The sequence below is a fragment of the Bradyrhizobium sp. LjRoot220 genome (assembly GCF_964252915.1).
GTDB lineage: Bacteria > Pseudomonadota > Alphaproteobacteria > Rhizobiales > Xanthobacteraceae > Bradyrhizobium.
On sequence record NZ_CAXUPS020000006.1, the window covers coordinates 270,822 to 288,505 of the forward strand.

Genomic DNA, 17,684 nt, shown 5'->3' on the forward strand with positions numbered 1-17,684 from the left:
GAGGGGCCTCTCTCCGAGCAAAGATTGCCGAGGGACCTGTACCCCCTCACCCGGATCGCAAGTGCGATCCGACCTCTCCCCGCAAGCGGGGCGAGGTAAGAAAGCCCTCACACCGTCTTCTCCGGCCAACGGCAGAGGTCATTGATCAAACACACCTCGCAGCGTGGCTTGCGTGCCAGGCAGGTGTAGCGGCCGTGCAGGATCAGCCAGTGATGCGCGTGCAGCATGAACTCGGACGGGATCATCTTCTCCAGCCCGAGTTCGACCTCGAGCACGTTGTTGCCGGGCGCCAGGCCGGTGCGATTGCCGACGCGGAACACGTGGGTATCCACCGCCATGGTGTGCTCGCCGAAGGCCATGTTGAGCACGACATTCGCGGTCTTGCGGCCGGCGCCGGGCAGCGACTCGATCTCGGCGCGGGTGCGCGGCACCTCGCCGCCGAATTCCGTAATCAGCTTCTGCGAGAGCGCGATGACGTTCTTGGCCTTGTTGCGATAAAGCCCGACGGTCTTGATGTAGTCGCGCACGGTGTCCTCGCCGAGCGCGAGCATCTTTTGCGGCGTGTCGGCCACCGCAAACAGCGCCCGCGTCGCGCGGTTGACTCCGGCATCGGTCGCCTGCGCCGACAGCACCACGGCGACCAGCAGCGTATAGGAGTTGAGATGTTCGAGCTCGCCCTTCGGCTCCGGATTGGCTTTGCGAAAGCGGCTGAAGAGCTCATGGACTTCGGCTGCCGTCCAGGGCCTTGGCTTCGGTGACTTCTTGGTCGCGGGCTTGAGCGGTGTTTTGGCTGGCTTCGGCGCCGCGGCGTTCTTTGCCGGTTTCCTTGCTGTTTTCCGGGGCACGGGTGGAATACTTGTTTTTTTGGCAGCTTTAGCGCGGATGATTTTGGCCATGATCCGGGTATACTGATCCGCGATGACCGCAAGCAACGACTTTGATCGGGACGTTGACCAGCCGAAGCTGTTTTCGGCACGGCTGACGCCGCATCGCTCGCTCAACCGCACCGGCTTCCTGGTGCTGATGGGATTTCTCTGTGCGGTCAGCTTTGTCGCGGGCGTCGCGTTCCTGTTGATGGGCGCCTGGCCGGTGTTCGGGTTCTTCGGGCTTGATGTGCTCGTGATCTACTGGGCGTTCCGCGTCAATTTCCGCAGCGCCAATGCGTCGGAGGAAATCACGGTGACGCCGTCGGAGTTGCGGGTGCGCCGGATCAGCCATCGCGGCCATGTGGTGGAATGGGTGCTCAATCCGCTCTGGGTGCGGCTTGACCAGACCGGCGACCCCGAATTCGGCATCGAGCGGCTTTATCTGGTCTCGCGCGGCCGCCGCGTCTCGGTCGGGCATTTTTTGGGACCCGACGAAAAGGCAAGCTTTGCCAAGGCTTTACTGGCCGCGCTGCAAGCCGCCAAACGCGGCATTACCTACAACCCAATAACGTGATCACTCGTCGGAAATCGGGTGGTTTGGAGGTCGGATGAGCCCTAAATCTGATCCCATGATGACACTCGCGATACATGACCAGCGCCTCACCAAGCCGGGCCCCCAGAACGCCGCGCTGCGCGACTATGATTCGGTGCGCCGCGCCATCGCTTTCATCTCGGAACACTGGCGCGCGCAGCCGACCATCGAAGCGATGGCGGAAGCGGCTTCCGTGACCCCGGATGAATTGCACCATCTGTTCCGCCGCTGGGCAGGGCTGACGCCAAAGGCCTTCATGCAGGCGCTCACGCTCGATCACGCCAAGGGCTTGTTGCGCGATTCGGCCAGCGTGCTCGACGCGGCGCTCGATTCCGGGCTGTCGGGTCCGGGCCGGCTGCACGATCTGTTCGTGACACATGAGGCGATGTCGCCGGGCGAATGGAAGAACGGCGGCGCCGGCATGACGCTGCGCTACGGCTTCCATCCCTCGCCATTCGGCACGGCCATTGTGATCGCCAGCGGCCGCGGCCTTGCGGGGCTCGCCTTCGCCGATCCCGGCGGGGAGCCGGCCGCCTTCGCCGACATGAAGCGGCGCTGGCCGAACGCGACCTATATCGAGGACCGCGACGGCACGGCCGATCTCGCGCAGCGCATCTTCGACACCAGGATGTGGCGTCCGGACCAGCCGCTGCGCGTGGTGCTGATCGGCACCGACTTCGAGGTCCGCGTCTGGGAAACCTTGCTGAAGATCCCGATGGGACGCGCGGTCTGCTATTCCGACATCGCCAACAAGATCAAAAATCCAAAGGCGTCTCGCGCCGTCGGTGCCGCGGTCGGCCGCAACCCGGTGTCGTTCGTGGTACCCTGCCATCGCGCGCTCGGCAAAGGCGGCGCGCTGACCGGCTATCACTGGGGCATCACCCGCAAGCAGGCGATGCTGGGCTGGGAAGCCGGCCAGGTGGGCTTGAATTAGATTCGTGGGCTTGAACTAGATTCGCAGGATCGGTAGAGCCTACGGCTTCACCGGGCTGCGGCAATGCAATTCCTGCGGCTATCCTGTCTTGCACTTTCGGTTCTCGCGGCTGCGCTGGTCGCCGGATTCTTCTACGCCTACCATTGCTCGGTGATGCCGGGCCTCGCGGCCACCGACGCCGTATCGGCGATCAAGGCGATGCAGGGCATCAACGCGGTGGTTCGCAACGCGGTTTTCGCGTTCAGCTTTTTCGGCACGTTGGGGTTCGGAGCGCTCGCTGCCCTGCTGCTGATCGGCGCCGGCGGCTGGCCGCTGGCGCTGGCCCTGCTCGGCACCGCCATCTATGGCCTCGGCGCATTCATGGTGACGCTGCTTTACAGCGTGCCGCTGAACGAAGGTCTCGCAACCGTGGTACCGGCCACGGAGAACGCCGCCGCGATCTGGCGGGCCTATCTTGAACCCTGGATGTTCTGGAATGCGCTGCGCATGGTCATGTCCGTGCTGGCGCTGGCGGCGTTCACGGCAAGTCTCGTCATGCTGATCGCGCGCCAGGCGCTCGCGTCTCGGCGTAACCCCCGATTACCGATGGCTGATATGTCGTCTTCGCAGAGCGCCCGGCAGGGAACCGTGGAGGGCATGCCTCGATTGACGATCGCATATCGATCGCTCACAACCACGCTGGGGTAAACAGCGAGAGGCCCGTCAATGCAGAACCGTCGTCCCGTGATGCTAGCGATCTTGGATGGTTGGGGCTGGCGCGAGGATCCGGCCGACAATGCTGTTCGTCAGGCCAAAACACCGAACTTCGATCGGCTGTGGAACACGGGTCCGCGCGCATTCCTGAGGACGTCGGGACGGGATGTCGGGCTGCCCGAGGGGCAGATGGGTAATTCCGAAGTAGGGCACCTGAATATCGGCGCGGGCCGCGTGGTGATGCAGGACCTGCCGCGGATCAACGACGCCATTGCAACCGGCGAAATCAGGTCCGCAACGGCCCTCACCGCGCTGATCCAGTCATTGAAGCAGAGCGGCGGCACCTGTCATCTGATCGGCCTGGTTTCGCCAGGCGGCGTGCATTCGCATCAGGACCACGCCGCGGCGCTGGCCGCCATCCTCACCGAGCATGGCGTGCCGGCGGTCGTACACGCCCTCACGGACGGACGCGATACGCCGCCGAGATCGGGGGCCGATGATTTGAAGCGGCTGGCTGCGGCGCTACCGCCACAGGTTTCGATCGCCACTGTTGTCGGGCGATACTATGCGATGGACCGCGACAAACGCTGGGACCGCGTCGCCAAGGCCTATGGCGCAATCGTCGAGGCCGAAGGTCCGCATTTTGCCGACGCGCAATCGGCAATGTCAGATGCCTATGCGCATGATGTCACCGACGAGTTCGTCGTGCCGTCGGTGATCGGCAATTACGCCGGCATCCGGGATGGCGACGGCGTGCTCTCTTTCAACTTTCGCGCCGATCGCGTCCGCGAGATCCTGGGTGCGATGCTCGATCCGTCGTTTGCCGGTTTCCCGCGCAAACGCAGCGTCCGGTTCGCCGCCGCCGTCGGCATGACGCAGTACAGCGCGGATCTGGACAGGATGATGCAAACGATATTTTCGCCGCAGGCGTTTCCGAACATCCTGGGCGAAGTCACCGCAGCGGCAAACCGGACACAATTGCGGATGGCCGAAACGGAAAAATATCCCCACGTCACCTATTTTCTCAACGGTGGACGGGAAGAACCTTTTGCCGGCGAGGACCGCATCATGGTGCCGTCGCCCAAGGTCGCGACCTATGACCTGCAACCGGAAATGTCGGCTCCCGAGCTGACGGCGAAGGCTGTGGAGGCGATCGACTCGGGCAAGTACGATTTGATCGTCCTGAACTACGCCAATCCGGACATGGTTGGCCACTCGGGCAATCTGGCGGCTGCGATCAAAGCGGTCGAAACCGTGGACACCGCACTCGGGAAAATCTCGGAGGCGATCGAGCGATCCGGCGGCGCCCTGCTGGTGACCGCCGATCACGGCAACTGCGAAATGATGCGCGACCCCACCACCGGCGGTCCGCATACCGCGCACACGACGAACCCGGTGCCCCTGCTGCTGCAGGGCGGCGGCGACGTGACATTGGCGGAAGGCCGGCTGGCCGATATTGCGCCGACGCTGCTCGACCTGATGCAATTGCCGAAGCCGGCTGACATGACCGGCATGTCATTGCTGCGCCCGAACAAGCAAGGCTGAGCGTTGTTGGGTTGACCTAACAACCGCTTTCCAATCGCGTCATCCTGAGGTGCGCGCTCTCGCGCGCCTCGAAGGACGGAAAGCGCCCGTGGCCCATCCTTCGAGGCTCGCTACGCTCGCACCTCTGGATGAGGTCAGTGGACTTCGAATTTGCCGCGTCTTCAAATTCTTGGACGTCCGTCAGTCCCAGCACATCGGTTAGCTCAATACCAACTCGACTGCATCTTCGGCCTGTCTGCCGCTCGGTCCATGGTCGCGAATAATGTCCGTCAAAATCTCGAAAAGGGTTTGTCCCTTCCCCTGTTGTGCAAGCAAAAGGTCACTTTTGACGCGCTCACGATTATCCGGATGGCATCTCGTGAGTTTGTGCTCGACGTATCGGACGGTCTCTGGATATCCCAACTCTAGTTGAGACCGATCTGAATTCTTCCACCTTACGATGAACCCCCCGTCAGGCGTTCCGAAACCGCCCCGCAAGATGTCGTTGAAGGCATCCAGATTTCTTCCCCATTCAAAGCCGGGAATCAGAACGTCGCCAATGTGGTCGTAAAACGCTTCAAGATTATCAAACTTGCTTCCGTCTATTTCATAGACCTTTTTCATCAGCGAGCTTCTGCTTCTAAACTAGAAGTCGCCGAGGCCCAGTACATCGGCCATGGAATACAGGCCGGGCGTCTTGCCCTGCGCCCACAACGCCGCCTTGACAGCGCCTTGCGCGAACATGGTGCGGTCCTCGGCGCGATGCGTCAGCTCGATACGCTCCATGGCGCCTGCAAAGATCACGCTGTGTTCGCCGGTGACGGTGCCGCCGCGCAGCGACGCAAAACCGATATCGCCGGCCTTGCGCGCGCCGGTAATGCCGTCGCGTCCGCGCGCCGAATGCAGATGCAGGTCGATACCGCGGCCCGCGGCGGCGGCCTCACCCAGCATCAGGGCGGTCCCCGACGGCGCATCGACCTTGGCCTTGTGATGCATCTCCAGAATTTCGATATCGAAATCCGCATCGAGCGATTGCGCGACCCGCTTCACCACGGCCGCCAGCAGATTGACGCCAAGGCTCATATTGCCCGACTGCACGACGATGGCGCGGGACGTCACGCTCTTGATCACGGCCATATCGGATTCCGACAGTCCGGTGGTTCCGACCACGTGCACCAGCTTGCGTTCGGCGGCGATCGCCACATTGGCGATGGTGGCGGCGGGAACCGTGAAATCGAGAATGCCGTCGGCGCTCGCCGAGAGCGCCCACAGATCGGCCGAGAGTTTGATGCCGTTTTGGGGCAGGCCGGCGAGGACGCCGGCGTCCTTGCCCAGCAGTTCAGAACCGGGCGCCTCCAGCGCGCCGGCAAGAACCGCACCTTTCGTCTCCGAAATGACGCGCGTCAGCGTGCGACCCATCCGGCCGCCGGCACCAGCTACGATCAAACGCATGTCGGCCATGGCTTCACCTCTTCACGGGGTATAGCCGGGATAGGGCCGGTCCGGCAACCGATCGGGGCCGGCCTCACCCGGGTTGCGGGCCGTCATAGCCTTCGATGATGACGAGATCGCCTTCCGAATGCGGGCTGCGGAGCGCGACCAGGCGGGCGTATTCCGGCGAATTGTAGCAGGCCAAAGCGGTCTCGTAGTCCTTGAATTCGAGCACCACGTTGCGCGACCGCGACGTGCCTTCCCGGGTTTCATGCGTGCCGCCCCGCACCAGGAATTTGGCGCCGTATTTCGCGAACACCGGACCGTTTTGCGCGATGTAATCCTTGTAGCCGTCCATGTTGTGAATATCGATGCGTGCGATCCAGTAGCCTTTTGCCATCTTCGGTTTCCTTCTTGCGTTGGTCTTCTTGCGGTGCTCTCAGCCCAGCGCCTGCGCGATTTCTTTTTGAATGGCATCCGCGGCAACTTTGGGGTCGGCGGCTTCGGTGACCGGCCGCCCCACCACCAGGTAATCCGCCCCGGCGGCAATCGCGCGCGCCGGCGTCATGATGCGCTTCTGGTCGCCGGTTGCAGCTCCCGCCGGCCGGATGCCCGGCGTCACCAGATCCATCTGGTGGCCGACGATCTTGCGCAAACTCGCCGCCTCTTCCGGCGAACTCACCAGCCCGTCGACGCCGAGCACCTGCGCCTGCTGGGCCCGCGCCTCGACCAGGTCCGAAACGTTGAGCCGATAGCCGGCGGCATGCAGGTCGCCATCGTCATAGGAGGTCAGCACGGTGACGGCGAGGATTTTGAGGCTAGAGCCCGCGCGCGCTTCCACCGCCGCCTTCATGGTCTGCGGATAGGCGTGCACGGTCAGGAATGTCGCGCCCAATTTGGCGATGCTCTCGACACCGCGCGCAACGGTGTTGCCGATATCGTGCAGCTTGAGATCGACGAACACTTTCTTGCCCGTGCCCGACAGTTGACGGGCCAGCGGCAAGCCGCCGGCATAGGCCAGCTGATAGCCGATCTTGTAGAACGTTACGCTGTCACCGAGCCGCGCCACCATCGCTTCCGCCTCGGCGACGCCGGGCAGATCGAGCGCCACAATCAACCGGTCTTTCGGAGCGATACTGGCAGGCTGCATGTCACCTCACATCATGCGTTGGGAATGGTCGATCAACTGCCGCACCAGCGCTTTGAGCGCTTCGCTGTCGGCCTGATGTTTCAAGCGGTCCATCTCGTCATAGGCCTGGTCCGCGAACGACAATGCGAGCTGGTTCGGAACCACGCTGGCATGGCAGGCCGTCAAAATCAGCCGCAACGCCGCCAGCGCCCGCGTGCCGCCGAGCCGGCCGCCCGAGGCCGATGCGATCGCAAATACGGCGCCGCAAAACACCTGGCCGCGGGTTTCGTGCGGGTCCTGCACCCGGCTGATCCAGTCGATGGTGTTCTTGACCAGCGCCGGCACCGAGGAATTATATTCCGGCGTCACGATCAGGACGCCGTGATGGGCACCGATCATGCGCTTCAGATTGACCGCGTGCTTGGGCACGCCGGACTTCGCCTGCAGGTCGCCGTCATAGATCGGCAGCGGGAAATCCGACAGCGAGATGCGGGTGACTTCGGCGCCGGATAGCGCGAGTTCATGCGCGGCGGCCGCCGCCAGCCTCGCATTGAGCGAGCCGGATCGAAGCGATCCCGGGATCACGAGGATTTTCAGCGCGGACATATTTTATAAATCGCGGTTCGGGCCAATCCCGCCGCGCAGACGCGCCGGGCGATCTCAGCCCTTGCGATACACCCAGACCCGGGCGGGCGGAAGGTTCATCCAGATCCGCTCGGAAGCTTCTGTGGACACGCCGGGCAGCGATTTCGGGATCGGCGGCGCGACCGAATAGGTGAACTGCACGAAGGGCGCACCCGGTGCCAGCGCCGCAAAGGCGTCGCGGATCAGTTTCAGGCGCGTCAGCATCGGTTTTGTGACCAGCGGCAGGCCGGAGACCACGGCCGAGGCCGGCTTGTCGAGAACCTTCAAGAGGGAGTCGCGGAGTTTGTAGGCGTCGCCCTGCACCACCTTGGCGTGGGGATAGCGGTCGCGCAGCAGCGCGCAGAAGCCCGGATTATATTCGACCAGCACGAGACGCTTCTGATCGACACCATGTTCGATCAGCGCGTTGGTGATCGCGCCGGTGCCGGGGCCAAGTTCGACGACCGGCCCTTCGGAATCGACATCGACATATTGCGCCATGGTCCGCGCGAGCAGTTTGCTCGACGGCATCACCGCGCCCATGTGCAGCGGCTTTTCGATCCATGAACGGAGAAAGCGAACCTCGTCGTCAAGACGGAGAGGTTTCTTCAACGCACGCGCGGACGATTGCAGAGGCATGTCGCTACCAGGCGGGGCCCGCAATTATGCGGGGAATGTCAGAAAACAGTCATAAAGACGTATAGGTCGCGGCCGTTACGGTCAAGCAAAAGGCTCACTGCGGAGCAGCGCGGGTACCGAAGAAGTCCTTGACCTTAGTAAAGAAACCGGCCGCCTCCGGCTGGGTTGCACCGGACGACAGCTTTTCGAACTCGGCCAGCAATTCCTGCTGCTTCTTGGTCAGATTCTGCGGTGTTTCGACCATGACCTGGACATACATGTCGCCGGTCTGGCGCGAGCGGAGCACCGGCATGCCTTTTGATGCAATGCGGAATCGGCGTCCCGACTGCGTCCCCGACGGCACTTTTACCTTGGTCTTGCCCTTGTCGATGGTCGGCACCTCGAATTCGCCGCCGAGGGCGGCCGCCACCATCGAAATCGGGACCCGGCAATGCAGGTCGGCGCCGTCGCGCTGGAAGAATTCGTGGGTCGCCAGCGACAGGAAAATATAGAGATCGCCGGGCGGTCCGCCGCGGACGCCGGCCTCGCCCTCGCCGGCCAGGCGGATACGGGTGCCGTCCTCGACGCCTTGCGGAATGTTGACCGACAGGTTGCGCTCGCGCGTCACCCGGCCTGAGCCGATGCAGGACGGACAGGGATCCTCGATCATCTGGCCGCGGCCCTGGCAGCCCGGACAGGTCCGCTCCAGCGTGAAGAAGCCCTGGGCCTGCCGCACCCGGCCCTGGCCGCCGCACATCGAACAGGTCTTCGGCTTGGTGCCGGCCTTGGCACCGGTGCCGGAGCAGGATTCGCAGGTGACCGAAACCGGAATCTCGATCTGCGCGGTCTTGCCGAGGAAGGCTTCCTCCAGCGTGATTTCCATATTGTAGCGCAGGTCGGCGCCGCGCTCGCGTCCGCCGCCACCGCGTCCGCGTTGTCCGGCCATGCCGAACAGATCCTCGAAAATATCCGAAAATGACGAGGCGAAGCCGGCGCCGAATCCGGGCCCGCCGCCGCCCATGCCCTGCTCGAACGCCGCATGGCCGTAGCGGTCATAGGCGGCGCGCTTGTCGCCGTCCTTGAGCACTTCATAGGCTTCGTTGATTTCCTTGAACTTCACTTCGCTGGACGCATCGCCCGGATTCTTGTCCGGATGAAATTTCATCGCGAGCTTGCGGAACGCCGCCTTGAGCTTGGACTCGTCCGCGCTCCGTTCGACTTCCAGGGTTTCGTAATAGCAGCGCTTGGTGGACATCCGTCAGATCCGTCCGAATTTCGTCTTCATGCCGCAAGGGTGCATTTTTGAGGATGCCGCCTTGCGCTTAACGAAAAATGACCCCCACCCATCGAGACGCCGCGCGCTCTTTGGTGTGAGGGTCATGATCGAAAGCCCGCTTATGCCGACTTCTTGTTGTTCTTGTCGTCGTCGACTTCGGTGAACTCCGCGTCGACGACGTCATCCTTGGCCGCATCCTTCTTGGCGTCGGCCTCGGCCTGCTGCTTGTACATGGCCTCACCGAGCTTCATCGAAGCCTGCGCCAGCGTGTTGGTCTTGGCCTTGATCGCCTCGGCATCGTCGCCCTTCAGCGCTTCCTTGAGGTCGCTGACGGCGTCCTCGATGGCGCGGCGCTCGCTCTCCTCGACCTTCGAGCCGTGTTCGGCCAGCGCCTTCTCGGTGGAATGCACCAGAGAGTCGGCATGGTTCTTGGCATCGACCGCCTCGCGGCGCTTCTTGTCCTCGGCCGCATTGGCCTCGGCGTCCTTGACCATCTTCTGGATGTCGGCATCCGACAGGCCGCCGGAGGCCTGAATCCGGATCTGCTGTTCCTTGCCGGTCGCCTTGTCCTTGGCCGACACGTTGACGATGCCGTTGGCGTCGATGTCGAACGTCACCTCGATCTGCGGCATGCCGCGCGGCGACGGCGGAATGCCCATCAGGTCGAACTGGCCGAGCACCTTGTTGTCGGCCGCCATTTCACGCTCGCCCTGGAAGACGCGGATGGTGACGGCGTTCTGGTTGTCCTCGGCGGTCGAGAACACCTGGCTCTTCTTGGTCGGGATCGTGGTGTTGCGGTCGATGATGCGGGTGAACACGCCACCCAGCGTCTCGATGCCGAGCGACAGCGGGGTCACGTCGAGCAGCAGCACGTCCTTGACGTCGCCCTGCAGCACGCCGGCCTGGATCGCCGCACCGATGGCGACGACTTCGTCCGGGTTGACGCCCTTGTGCGGCTCCTTGCCGAACAACTGCTTCACCACTTCCTGAACCTTCGGCATCCGCGTCATGCCGCCGACCAGCACCACTTCGCCGATCTCGGCGGCGGTGAGGCCCGCATCCTTCAGCGCCTTGCGGCACGGCTCGATGGTCTTCTGGACGAGATCGTCGACCAGCGCCTCGAACTTCGAGCGGGTCAGCTTCATCGTCAGATGCTTCGGACCGGTCTGATCGGCCGTGATGAACGGCAGGTTGATTTCGGTCTGCGTGGTCGATGACAATTCGATCTTGGCCTTTTCGGCGGCCTCTTTCAGGCGCTGCAAGGCAAGCTTGTCGTTGCGCAGGTTGATGCCCTGCTCCTTCTGGAACTCATCGGCCAGATAGCTGACGAGCCGCATGTCGAAGTCTTCACCACCCAGGAACGTGTCGCCGTTGGTGGACTTCACCTCGAACACGCCGTCACCGATCTCGAGGATCGAGACGTCGAAGGTGCCGCCGCCGAGATCGTACACCGCGATGGTGCCGGTCTTGGTCTTGTCGAGGCCATAGGCCAGCGCGGCCGCGGTCGGCTCGTTGATGATGCGCAGCACTTCAAGGCCGGCGATCTTGCCGGCGTCCTTGGTGGCCTGACGTTGCGCGTCGTTGAAATAGGCGGGAACGGTGATGACGGCCTGCTCGACCTTCTGGCCGAGATGCGCTTCCGCGGTCTCTTTCATCTTCTGCAGGATGAAAGCGGAGACCTGCGAGGGCGAGTAGGTCTTGCTGTCGGCTTCGACCCAGGCGTCGCCGTTCGATGCTTTCACGATTTTATAGGGGACGAGCTTCTTGTCCTTCTCGACCATCGGGTCGTCATAGCGGCGGCCGACGAGGCGCTTGACCGCGAAGAAGGTGCGCTCGGGATTGGTCACCGCCTGACGCTTGGCAGGCTGGCCGACGAGGCGCTCGCCATCATCGCTGAAAGCGACGATCGACGGGGTCGTGCGCATGCCCTCTGCGTTCTCGATGACTTTAGCTGTCTTGCCATCCATTACGGCAACGCACGAATTGGTGGTGCCGAGATCGATCCCAATGACCTTTCCCATGGTCCTTATACCCTTCTTTTTGCGGCAGGTTGGCTGGGCCCTGACGGCGCACCTAACCGAACCCCCAACGATCAATTACTCGCGATATTGCGACGGTGAGCCTCATATAGGAGGGGGGGTCCTGCCCGCAAGGACCGAGCGCAACCTTAGGGCCTGAAAATGCTGACGTTTGAAAGATTGTGTCAGATCAAGGCGGGTCCAGGTTCAGGCCCTGAGCCGTGTTAACAAATGGGCAAGCAGGTGAGGACGCACTCATCATCTCACCATCCGGAAAACGCCTCGCCCCTCGCCAGCCATGATCGCGAGCGACGCGGTATTTGGCCGCTGCGCGGACCTGACCGACCGTCCGGCACGCCGCCGAAAGGGCCTAAAAATGTTTTGATAGCGGCGATATCGCGCGAAAAATCCGGCATTTCGGAACGCGATGAGGGAACGGATGCCCGCCCCGCCCTGTTGCAGGGACATCAAAACCGCTAAAAGCGGGCCGACCAAACGCGGCCCTCAAACCCCTTGAGGACTGCGCGGGCCGACCATCGAACGGCCTCAATGCAAACCCGGTAGACCCTTCATGAAGCCTGCTCGATACCTCGCTGCGGTTGCCCTTTACATCGCCGCTACCTGCGCTGCGTTCGCCGCCGACCCGGTTTTTCCGCCGGGCGCCAGGGTCGGCATGACGCCGCTGGTCGGCCTGGTCAAAGCCAAAGCATTCGTCGGCTTCGAGACCGAGGATCAGGGCGTCAAAGTGCTGGTGGCGGACCTGCCGGCCGAGGCCTATGGCGAGGTCGCCAACGCTTTCAAGGCCAATCCCGGCGGCACCGGCGGCATCAAGCCGGAGAGCATCGAGACCTCGGCAGGGCTCGCCTATTACACCGCTGAGAACGCCAAGGATGGCGCCGCCAATGTCCGGCGTTACTCGATGATCCTGCCGGGTCCGACCTTCTCCGGCTACGTCGCCGTGCAGGTGCCGGAGAATGCCTCCAGGATCTACACCGACGACGCCATACGCCAGATGTTCGCATCAGCCGTGATCCGAAACGAAGTTCCGGTCGATGAGCAACTCGGCCTGATGCCGTTCAAGATGAGCGAACTCAGCAATTTCAAGACCGTCCGCACGCTGGCGCCGGGCGCCGCGCTGATCCTGGCCGATGGTGACGAAAAGAGCGGTTTCGAAACCGCGCCCTTCATGATCGTCGGCCTGGTCGGATCCGCGCCCGCGCAGCCCGACGACCGCGGACGTTTCTCCCAGCAGATGGCCACCACGATCCCCGGCGTGCGCGATGGGCGGATCACGATGTCCGAACCGGTCCGTATCGACGGCATGCCCGGATATGAGACCCGCATCGATGCCGTCAGTGGCAAGGACAATACGCCGGTGACCATCGTGCAATGGTTGCGGTTCGGCAGCCAGAATTCGCTGCGCATCATCGGCAGTTCGCCGCGCGACGGTTGGACCGGCGCATTCACGCGTTTCCGCGCCGTACGTGACGGGATTCGCCCGCGCTAAAGCGGCGCGCAGGCAACGCCGGCCCAGAATCTCATCTTCGTCGTCCCTGCGAACGCAGGGACCCATAGCCACCGAATGCAGTTGTCTTGGGATGGCGTTTGCCACGCTGGCTTATCGGTAGATCACGCGGTATGGGTCCCTGCGAACACGTTCGCAGGGACGACGGCGAGCTTTTCTTGATCAACTGGCCTGCAGCATGTGGCAGCGATTGTCTCGCTGCGCCAGGTATTGCGTGCCGCCGCCCGGTGCTGAAGATTCAGTCGCAGGCCGCCGCGTAAAGCTGCTTTACGCTCTGCCTGCGACCTGATTTGCTGGTGTTGACCTCTTTGACAGGGAGATGCACCATGTTCGAGCGCAGGCGAATTCTCACGGGCTTCGGCACGATTCTCGGCACGGCGGCAATGGCGAGCATTCTTCCAAAGACAGCGTCGGCCGCGTCGATCAAACCCGACAATGCATCGGCGTTGCTGGTGATCGACGTTCAGAACTGCTTCCTGCCGGGCGGCAGTCTTGCGGTGAAAGACGGCGATCAGGTCGTTCCCGTCATCAACCGCATCGCCAAGAGCTTTGCCAATGTCGTGCTGACGCAGGACTGGCACACACCAGGTCACATCTCGTTCGCGACGACGCATTCGGGCAAGAAGCCGTTCGAGACGATCGACCTGCCCTACGGCAAGCAGGTGCTGTGGCCCGATCACTGCGTGCAGGGCACCGAAGGCGCGGCGCTGTCAAAAGACCTCTCGATCGCGCATGCCGGCCTCGTCATCCGCAAGGGCTCCAGCAAGGACGTCGACAGCTATTCGGCCTTCACGGAAGCCGACGGCAAGACCACGACGGGGCTTGCCGCCTATTTGAAGGCACGCCAAGTGGAGCGCGTGTTCCTCGCCGGCCTCGCCACCGACTTTTGCGTGGCATGGAGCGCGCTCGATGCCCGCAAGGCCGGCTTTGAGACCTATGTCGTCGAAGACGCCTGCCGGGGCATCGACACCCAGGGCTCGCTGGCGAAAGCCTGGGCCGATATGAGCGCAGCCGGCGTCAAGCGCATCCAGTCCAGCGAGATCGCCATTTGAAGCGTCCTCTCGCGAGAGAGCAGCAATGTCGGATTTAGGCGCGCCGCTCGCGTTCGAGATGATCCGCCGTGCGCCCTCACAGCGCACGGCAGGCCTGATCGTCGGAATGACGGGCTACCGCGAGCATGCGCTTGGCCGGTTTTCGCAACGCGAAGCCGCGCATTTGATCGTACCGCTGATCATCAGCCTCGGCAGTCCGTTCCTGATCGCGCTGGGCCGGGAGCCCAACGCGGCCGACCGGCAGCCAAGCTTCGCCGCGGGCCTCTACGCCGGGCCGGTACATATCGAATCCGATGGCGGAGCCGAATGCGTGCAGGTGGATTTTACGCCGCTCGGCGCCTATCGCTTCTTTGGTGGTAACGTCGTCGACCTGGCCGCGCGCATGGTCGATATCGGCGACGTGCTCGGCCGCGTAGGCCGGCAACTGCGCGAGAGAATGGGCGCGACAGCTTGCTGGCAACGCCGCTTCGACCTGCTCGAGGACTTCATCGCCGGCCGCGCCAATCATCTGCCGTCACCGGAGATCGCCTTCGCCTATCGCCGGCTGGCGCTTACCGCCGGCGGTGCGCGGATCACGGCGCTGGCCGGTGAAATCGGTTGGAGCCGCAAACATCTGGTCGAACGCTTCCGATCCGAACTTGGCCTCGCACCCAAATCGGTCGCGCGCATGATGCGCTTTCACCGCGCCTGCCGGCTGGCGCGCAGCGGGTCAGCTCCCGGCTGGGCCGGGATTGCCGCCGACAGCGGCTATGCCGATCAGGCCCATCTGGTTCGCGAATTCACCGAACTGGCCGGGGAACCGCCAACGGTCTGGGCGCGGCGTCTGGCGCTGATCGACAGCCGGCTGACGCGCCCGAATGAAGCAATTTCGCACTGGTAACAAATCTTCAAGCCGACGCCGCGCTGGGTCCCCATAGTGACGCGGTGCAGCCGACAGCAGGAGTTTGACCATGACGAAGAGCAACGACGCGCAGCGCATCTACCCGACGATGCGCTGCCGGGATGCCGAGGCGATGATCCGCTGGTTGAAGGATGTGCTGGGTTTCACCGAGCATGTCGTTTACCGCACCGACGGCGTGGTACAGCACGCGCAACTGGCCTGCGGCGCGTCGCTGCTGATGCTCGGTCAGGCCCGCGACGATGAATACGGCAGATTAGTCGGCGACCTCAGCGGCCGCCGCACCGACGCGCTTTATGTCGCCGTCGGCGATCCCGATGCGTTGCACGTCAGGGTGAAGGCCTCAGGCGCCAAAATCGAAATGGAATTGCACAACACCGACTACGGCAGCCGCGATTTCGCCTGCCGGGATCCGGAAGGCAATCTCTGGAGCTTTGGCACCTACTGGCCGAAAGCGCATGAGAAGCCGATGGATGCGTAAGCCGAAGCGGTCGCGTCCGGCTCAGTCCGTGACGTCGGCGGCAGGCGCGGCTTTCGCGCCGCCCTTGGAGACGCCGACCAGCGCCGGGCGCAGCACGCGCTCGCCGATCGTGTAGCCGGCCTGCACCACCTGCACCACGGTGCCCGACGGCACCGACGTATCAGGGACTTCGTACATCGCCTGCTGGAAGTTCGGATTGAACTTCTCGCCGGACGGATCGAATTTCTTGACGCCGTTTTTCTCCAGCGTGTTGAGCAGCGACCGCTCGGTCAATTCGACGCCTTCGATGAACGCCTTCAGCGCCGGGTCGGCCGAGGCCTTCATTTCCTCCGGAACCGCGTCCAGCGCGCGCTGCAGATTGTCGGCGATGTCGAGAATGTCGCGCGCGAAGCCGGTGATGCCGTAGATGCGGGCATCCGCCACTTCACGGCTGGTGCGCTTGCGCAGGTTTTCCATCTCCGCCAGCGTGCGCAGCATCTTGTCACGCGCTTCAGCCGCTTCCTTCGTCAACGCCTCGACCGATCCCTCCTCGGGATCGTCGGGCATGATGTAGGGCTTTGAGACCACGGGCTCGCCGCTCTGGGCCGCCGCGTCGTCATCCGGCCGGTTGGGATCGGTCATAAGTCTGCCTTCTCAAAAGAACCGTCTGGTTAATTGGGGATTTGCTGCCCGGGATATCGTGCTTTAGCGAGCGAAAATCAAGCGTTCCATCGCCTTTTCGAGCGAAGCATGTTCCGGACTTGATCCGGGTGGATACCGGTTCGCGCCAGGAAAACGTCTCAAAAACAAGAGAGTTGGCGTTTCGCGCCGGATTAACCACCCAGCATGCGGCTGACGATCCGCGCGGCATAGTCCACCGTCGGAATCACCCTTGCATAGTTGAGCCGCGTCGGCCCGATCACGCCGAGCACCCCGACGATGCGGCCCGCCGCGTCGCTATAGGGCGCGATGATGGTGGAGGAACCCGACAGCGAGAACAGCTTGTTCTCCGATCCTATGAAGATCCGCACGCCCTCGGCGCGTTCGGCGCGGCCGAGCAAATCGATGACGCCGCGCTTGGTCTCGAGGTCGTCGAACAGCGACTTCACGCGCTCCAGATCTTCCAGCGCGTGCAGATCCTCGAGCAGATTGGCATGCCCGCGCACGATCAACTGGCGGTCGTCGCTTTCGCCGCCGGACCAGCTCGCGATGCCGGCCGCAATGATCTTCTGCGTCAGCTGATCGAGTTCGGCGCGGCTTTGCGTCAGCGCGGTTTCGAGTTCGAGGCGCGATTCCGCCAGCGTGCGGCCGCGAATCCGCGAATTGAGGAAATTGCTGGCTTCCGTCAGCGCCGATGAGGGAACGCCGGGCGGCAGGGTCAGCACGCGGTTTTCGACCTGGCCGTCCTCGCCGACCAGCACCACCAGCGCGCGTTCCGGCTCCAGCCGCACGAATTCGATGTGCTTCAGCCGCGAATTGGATTTGGCGGTCAGCACCACCGCGGCCGCGCGCGTCAAACCCGACAGCCGCGTCAGGGCTTCGCCGAGCGCCGCCTCGACCGATTGCGCGCGGCCGACGGAGGCAAGCTGGGTCTGGATCGACTGCCGTTCGTCCTCGGTGAGGTCGCCGACCTGCATCAGGGCGTCGACGAAGAAGCGTAAGCCCAGTTCGGTGGGCAGACGGCCGGCCGAGGTATGCGGCGCGTAGATCAGGCCGAGCCGTTCGAGGTCCGACATCACGTTGCGCACCGAGGCCGGCGACAGCGGCATCGCGATCAGGCGCGAGATGTTGCGCGAGCCGACCGGCTCGCCGGTTGCAAGATAGCTCTCGACGATTTGACGAAAAATGTCGCGCGAACGCTCGTTGAGCTGGGCCAGCCCGGCATTCGGCGCGATCAGGCCAATCGGATCGTGGTGGGCCACCAGTCACTCCCTCACTAGGCCTCTAATCTGTCTATCCGGAGGCCCGGTGACAAGCACGCATTACACCCCAAAGAGGTGGCCAAGGCCCTTGCCGCTGCCCGCTCCCCCTCCTACAAGCACCG

Annotated in this window: 19 protein-coding genes; 8 read left to right on the top strand and 11 right to left on the bottom strand. The window is 63.3% G+C overall.

What is annotated here, in order from left to right:
- Positions 1-107: 107 nt before the first annotated feature.
- Positions 108-896, bottom strand: a complete 789-nt coding sequence (gene nth, locus ACSQ84_RS24630) for an endonuclease III (RefSeq protein WP_436214311.1) — start codon at positions 894-896, stop codon at positions 108-110.
- A gap of 22 nt (positions 897-918) precedes the next feature.
- On the opposite strand from nth, the gene ACSQ84_RS24635 reads away from it, so the two are divergent.
- The 4 genes from ACSQ84_RS24635 (at position 919) to gpmI (ending at position 4,630) form a co-directional block, all read left to right on the top strand.
- The gene (locus ACSQ84_RS24635) at positions 919-1,440 is read left to right on the top strand and encodes a DUF2244 domain-containing protein (RefSeq protein ID WP_436214312.1); all 522 of its coding nucleotides are present in this window, start codon (positions 919-921) and stop codon (positions 1,438-1,440) included.
- 55 nt (positions 1,441-1,495) lie between these two features.
- Positions 1,496-2,392: a methylated-DNA--[protein]-cysteine S-methyltransferase gene (locus tag ACSQ84_RS24640; RefSeq protein WP_436214499.1), complete on the top strand. Its 897-nt coding sequence runs from the start codon at positions 1,496-1,498 to the stop codon at positions 2,390-2,392.
- 63 nt (positions 2,393-2,455) lie between these two features.
- On the top strand, positions 2,456-3,079 hold the full coding sequence (locus ACSQ84_RS24645) for a DUF1772 domain-containing protein (protein WP_436214313.1): 624 nt from the start codon (positions 2,456-2,458) through the stop codon (positions 3,077-3,079).
- Positions 3,080-3,097: 18 nt separating this feature from the next.
- Complete coding sequence (gene gpmI / locus ACSQ84_RS24650) at positions 3,098-4,630, top strand: 2,3-bisphosphoglycerate-independent phosphoglycerate mutase (protein ID WP_436214314.1); 1,533 nt, start codon at positions 3,098-3,100, stop codon at positions 4,628-4,630.
- A gap of 198 nt (positions 4,631-4,828) precedes the next feature.
- Here gpmI and ACSQ84_RS24655 read toward each other — a convergent pair whose 3' ends face one another.
- The 8 genes from ACSQ84_RS24655 to dnaK form a co-directional block, all read right to left on the bottom strand.
- Complete coding sequence (locus ACSQ84_RS24655) at positions 4,829-5,233, bottom strand: barstar family protein (RefSeq protein WP_436214315.1); 405 nt, start codon at positions 5,231-5,233, stop codon at positions 4,829-4,831.
- A 21-nt stretch (positions 5,234-5,254) separates the two neighbouring features.
- Complete coding sequence (dapB, locus tag ACSQ84_RS24660; RefSeq protein ID WP_436214316.1) at positions 5,255-6,070, bottom strand: 4-hydroxy-tetrahydrodipicolinate reductase; 816 nt, start codon at positions 6,068-6,070, stop codon at positions 5,255-5,257.
- A gap of 64 nt (positions 6,071-6,134) precedes the next feature.
- Positions 6,135-6,440: a DUF1330 domain-containing protein gene (locus tag ACSQ84_RS24665; RefSeq protein ID WP_436214317.1), complete on the bottom strand. Its 306-nt coding sequence runs from the start codon at positions 6,438-6,440 to the stop codon at positions 6,135-6,137.
- A gap of 39 nt (positions 6,441-6,479) precedes the next feature.
- Positions 6,480-7,190, bottom strand: coding sequence for an orotidine-5'-phosphate decarboxylase (gene pyrF / locus ACSQ84_RS24670; RefSeq protein ID WP_436214318.1), 711 nt, complete (start codon positions 7,188-7,190; stop codon positions 6,480-6,482).
- A gap of 6 nt (positions 7,191-7,196) precedes the next feature.
- Positions 7,197-7,775 carry an NADPH-dependent FMN reductase gene (locus tag ACSQ84_RS24675; protein WP_436214319.1) on the bottom strand — a complete coding sequence of 193 codons (579 nt, stop codon included), beginning with the start codon at positions 7,773-7,775 and terminating at the stop codon, positions 7,197-7,199.
- Between the two features lie 54 nt (positions 7,776-7,829).
- Complete coding sequence (locus ACSQ84_RS24680; protein WP_436214320.1) at positions 7,830-8,432, bottom strand: class I SAM-dependent methyltransferase; 603 nt, start codon at positions 8,430-8,432, stop codon at positions 7,830-7,832.
- Positions 8,433-8,526: 94 nt separating this feature from the next.
- Positions 8,527-9,666, bottom strand: a complete 1,140-nt coding sequence (gene dnaJ / locus ACSQ84_RS24685; protein WP_436214321.1) for a molecular chaperone DnaJ — start codon at positions 9,664-9,666, stop codon at positions 8,527-8,529.
- A 140-nt stretch (positions 9,667-9,806) separates the two neighbouring features.
- Complete coding sequence (gene dnaK / locus ACSQ84_RS24690) at positions 9,807-11,708, bottom strand: molecular chaperone DnaK (RefSeq protein ID WP_436214322.1); 1,902 nt, start codon at positions 11,706-11,708, stop codon at positions 9,807-9,809.
- Positions 11,709-12,276: 568 nt separating this feature from the next.
- Between dnaK and ACSQ84_RS24695 the strand changes: the two genes are divergently transcribed.
- From ACSQ84_RS24695 to ACSQ84_RS24710, 4 genes are all read left to right on the top strand, one after another.
- A complete protein-coding gene (locus tag ACSQ84_RS24695; protein ID WP_436214323.1) occupies positions 12,277-13,212 on the top strand; it encodes a hypothetical protein in 936 nt (311 codons plus the stop codon).
- A 344-nt stretch (positions 13,213-13,556) separates the two neighbouring features.
- Positions 13,557-14,282 carry a bifunctional nicotinamidase/pyrazinamidase gene (gene pncA / locus ACSQ84_RS24700; protein WP_436214324.1) on the top strand — a complete coding sequence of 242 codons (726 nt, stop codon included), beginning with the start codon at positions 13,557-13,559 and terminating at the stop codon, positions 14,280-14,282.
- Positions 14,283-14,307: 25 nt separating this feature from the next.
- Complete coding sequence (locus ACSQ84_RS24705; protein ID WP_436214325.1) at positions 14,308-15,162, top strand: helix-turn-helix domain-containing protein; 855 nt, start codon at positions 14,308-14,310, stop codon at positions 15,160-15,162.
- 70 nt (positions 15,163-15,232) lie between these two features.
- The gene (locus tag ACSQ84_RS24710; RefSeq protein WP_436214326.1) at positions 15,233-15,661 is read left to right on the top strand and encodes a VOC family protein; all 429 of its coding nucleotides are present in this window, start codon (positions 15,233-15,235) and stop codon (positions 15,659-15,661) included.
- 21 nt (positions 15,662-15,682) lie between these two features.
- Here the strand turns inward: ACSQ84_RS24710 and grpE are convergent, their stop codons facing one another.
- Complete coding sequence (gene grpE, locus ACSQ84_RS24715; protein ID WP_436214327.1) at positions 15,683-16,282, bottom strand: nucleotide exchange factor GrpE; 600 nt, start codon at positions 16,280-16,282, stop codon at positions 15,683-15,685.
- A 191-nt stretch (positions 16,283-16,473) separates the two neighbouring features.
- The gene (hrcA, locus tag ACSQ84_RS24720; RefSeq protein WP_436214328.1) at positions 16,474-17,562 is read right to left on the bottom strand and encodes a heat-inducible transcriptional repressor HrcA; all 1,089 of its coding nucleotides are present in this window, start codon (positions 17,560-17,562) and stop codon (positions 16,474-16,476) included.
- Between the last annotated feature and the right edge of the window lie 122 nt (positions 17,563-17,684).

What these genes read in the sequence shown, in the direction of transcription:
- pyrF (WP_436214318.1), bottom strand. Translation starts at nt 7,190, where the DNA reads ATGCAGCCTGCCAGTATCGCTCCGAAAGACCGGTTGATTGTGGCGCTC.
- ACSQ84_RS24655 (WP_436214315.1), bottom strand. Translation starts at nt 5,233, where the DNA reads ATGAAAAAGGTCTATGAAATAGACGGAAGCAAGTTTGATAATCTTGAA.
- pncA (WP_436214324.1), top strand. Translation starts at nt 13,557, where the DNA reads ATGTTCGAGCGCAGGCGAATTCTCACGGGCTTCGGCACGATTCTCGGC.
- ACSQ84_RS24710 (WP_436214326.1), top strand. Translation starts at nt 15,233, where the DNA reads ATGACGAAGAGCAACGACGCGCAGCGCATCTACCCGACGATGCGCTGC.
- dnaJ (WP_436214321.1), bottom strand. Translation starts at nt 9,666, where the DNA reads ATGTCCACCAAGCGCTGCTATTACGAAACCCTGGAAGTCGAACGGAGC.
- nth (WP_436214311.1), bottom strand. Translation starts at nt 896, where the DNA reads ATGGCCAAAATCATCCGCGCTAAAGCTGCCAAAAAAACAAGTATTCCA.
- dnaK (WP_436214322.1), bottom strand. Translation starts at nt 11,708, where the DNA reads ATGGGAAAGGTCATTGGGATCGATCTCGGCACCACCAATTCGTGCGTT.
- ACSQ84_RS24635 (WP_436214312.1), top strand. Translation starts at nt 919, where the DNA reads ATGACCGCAAGCAACGACTTTGATCGGGACGTTGACCAGCCGAAGCTG.
- ACSQ84_RS24645 (WP_436214313.1), top strand. Translation starts at nt 2,456, where the DNA reads ATGCAATTCCTGCGGCTATCCTGTCTTGCACTTTCGGTTCTCGCGGCT.
- ACSQ84_RS24640 (WP_436214499.1), top strand. Translation starts at nt 1,496, where the DNA reads ATGATGACACTCGCGATACATGACCAGCGCCTCACCAAGCCGGGCCCC.
- ACSQ84_RS24705 (WP_436214325.1), top strand. Translation starts at nt 14,308, where the DNA reads ATGTCGGATTTAGGCGCGCCGCTCGCGTTCGAGATGATCCGCCGTGCG.
- gpmI (WP_436214314.1), top strand. Translation starts at nt 3,098, where the DNA reads ATGCAGAACCGTCGTCCCGTGATGCTAGCGATCTTGGATGGTTGGGGC.
- ACSQ84_RS24665 (WP_436214317.1), bottom strand. Translation starts at nt 6,440, where the DNA reads ATGGCAAAAGGCTACTGGATCGCACGCATCGATATTCACAACATGGAC.
- dapB (WP_436214316.1), bottom strand. Translation starts at nt 6,070, where the DNA reads ATGGCCGACATGCGTTTGATCGTAGCTGGTGCCGGCGGCCGGATGGGT.
- grpE (WP_436214327.1), bottom strand. Translation starts at nt 16,282, where the DNA reads ATGACCGATCCCAACCGGCCGGATGACGACGCGGCGGCCCAGAGCGGC.
- ACSQ84_RS24675 (WP_436214319.1), bottom strand. Translation starts at nt 7,775, where the DNA reads ATGTCCGCGCTGAAAATCCTCGTGATCCCGGGATCGCTTCGATCCGGC.
- ACSQ84_RS24680 (WP_436214320.1), bottom strand. Translation starts at nt 8,432, where the DNA reads ATGCCTCTGCAATCGTCCGCGCGTGCGTTGAAGAAACCTCTCCGTCTT.
- ACSQ84_RS24695 (WP_436214323.1), top strand. Translation starts at nt 12,277, where the DNA reads ATGAAGCCTGCTCGATACCTCGCTGCGGTTGCCCTTTACATCGCCGCT.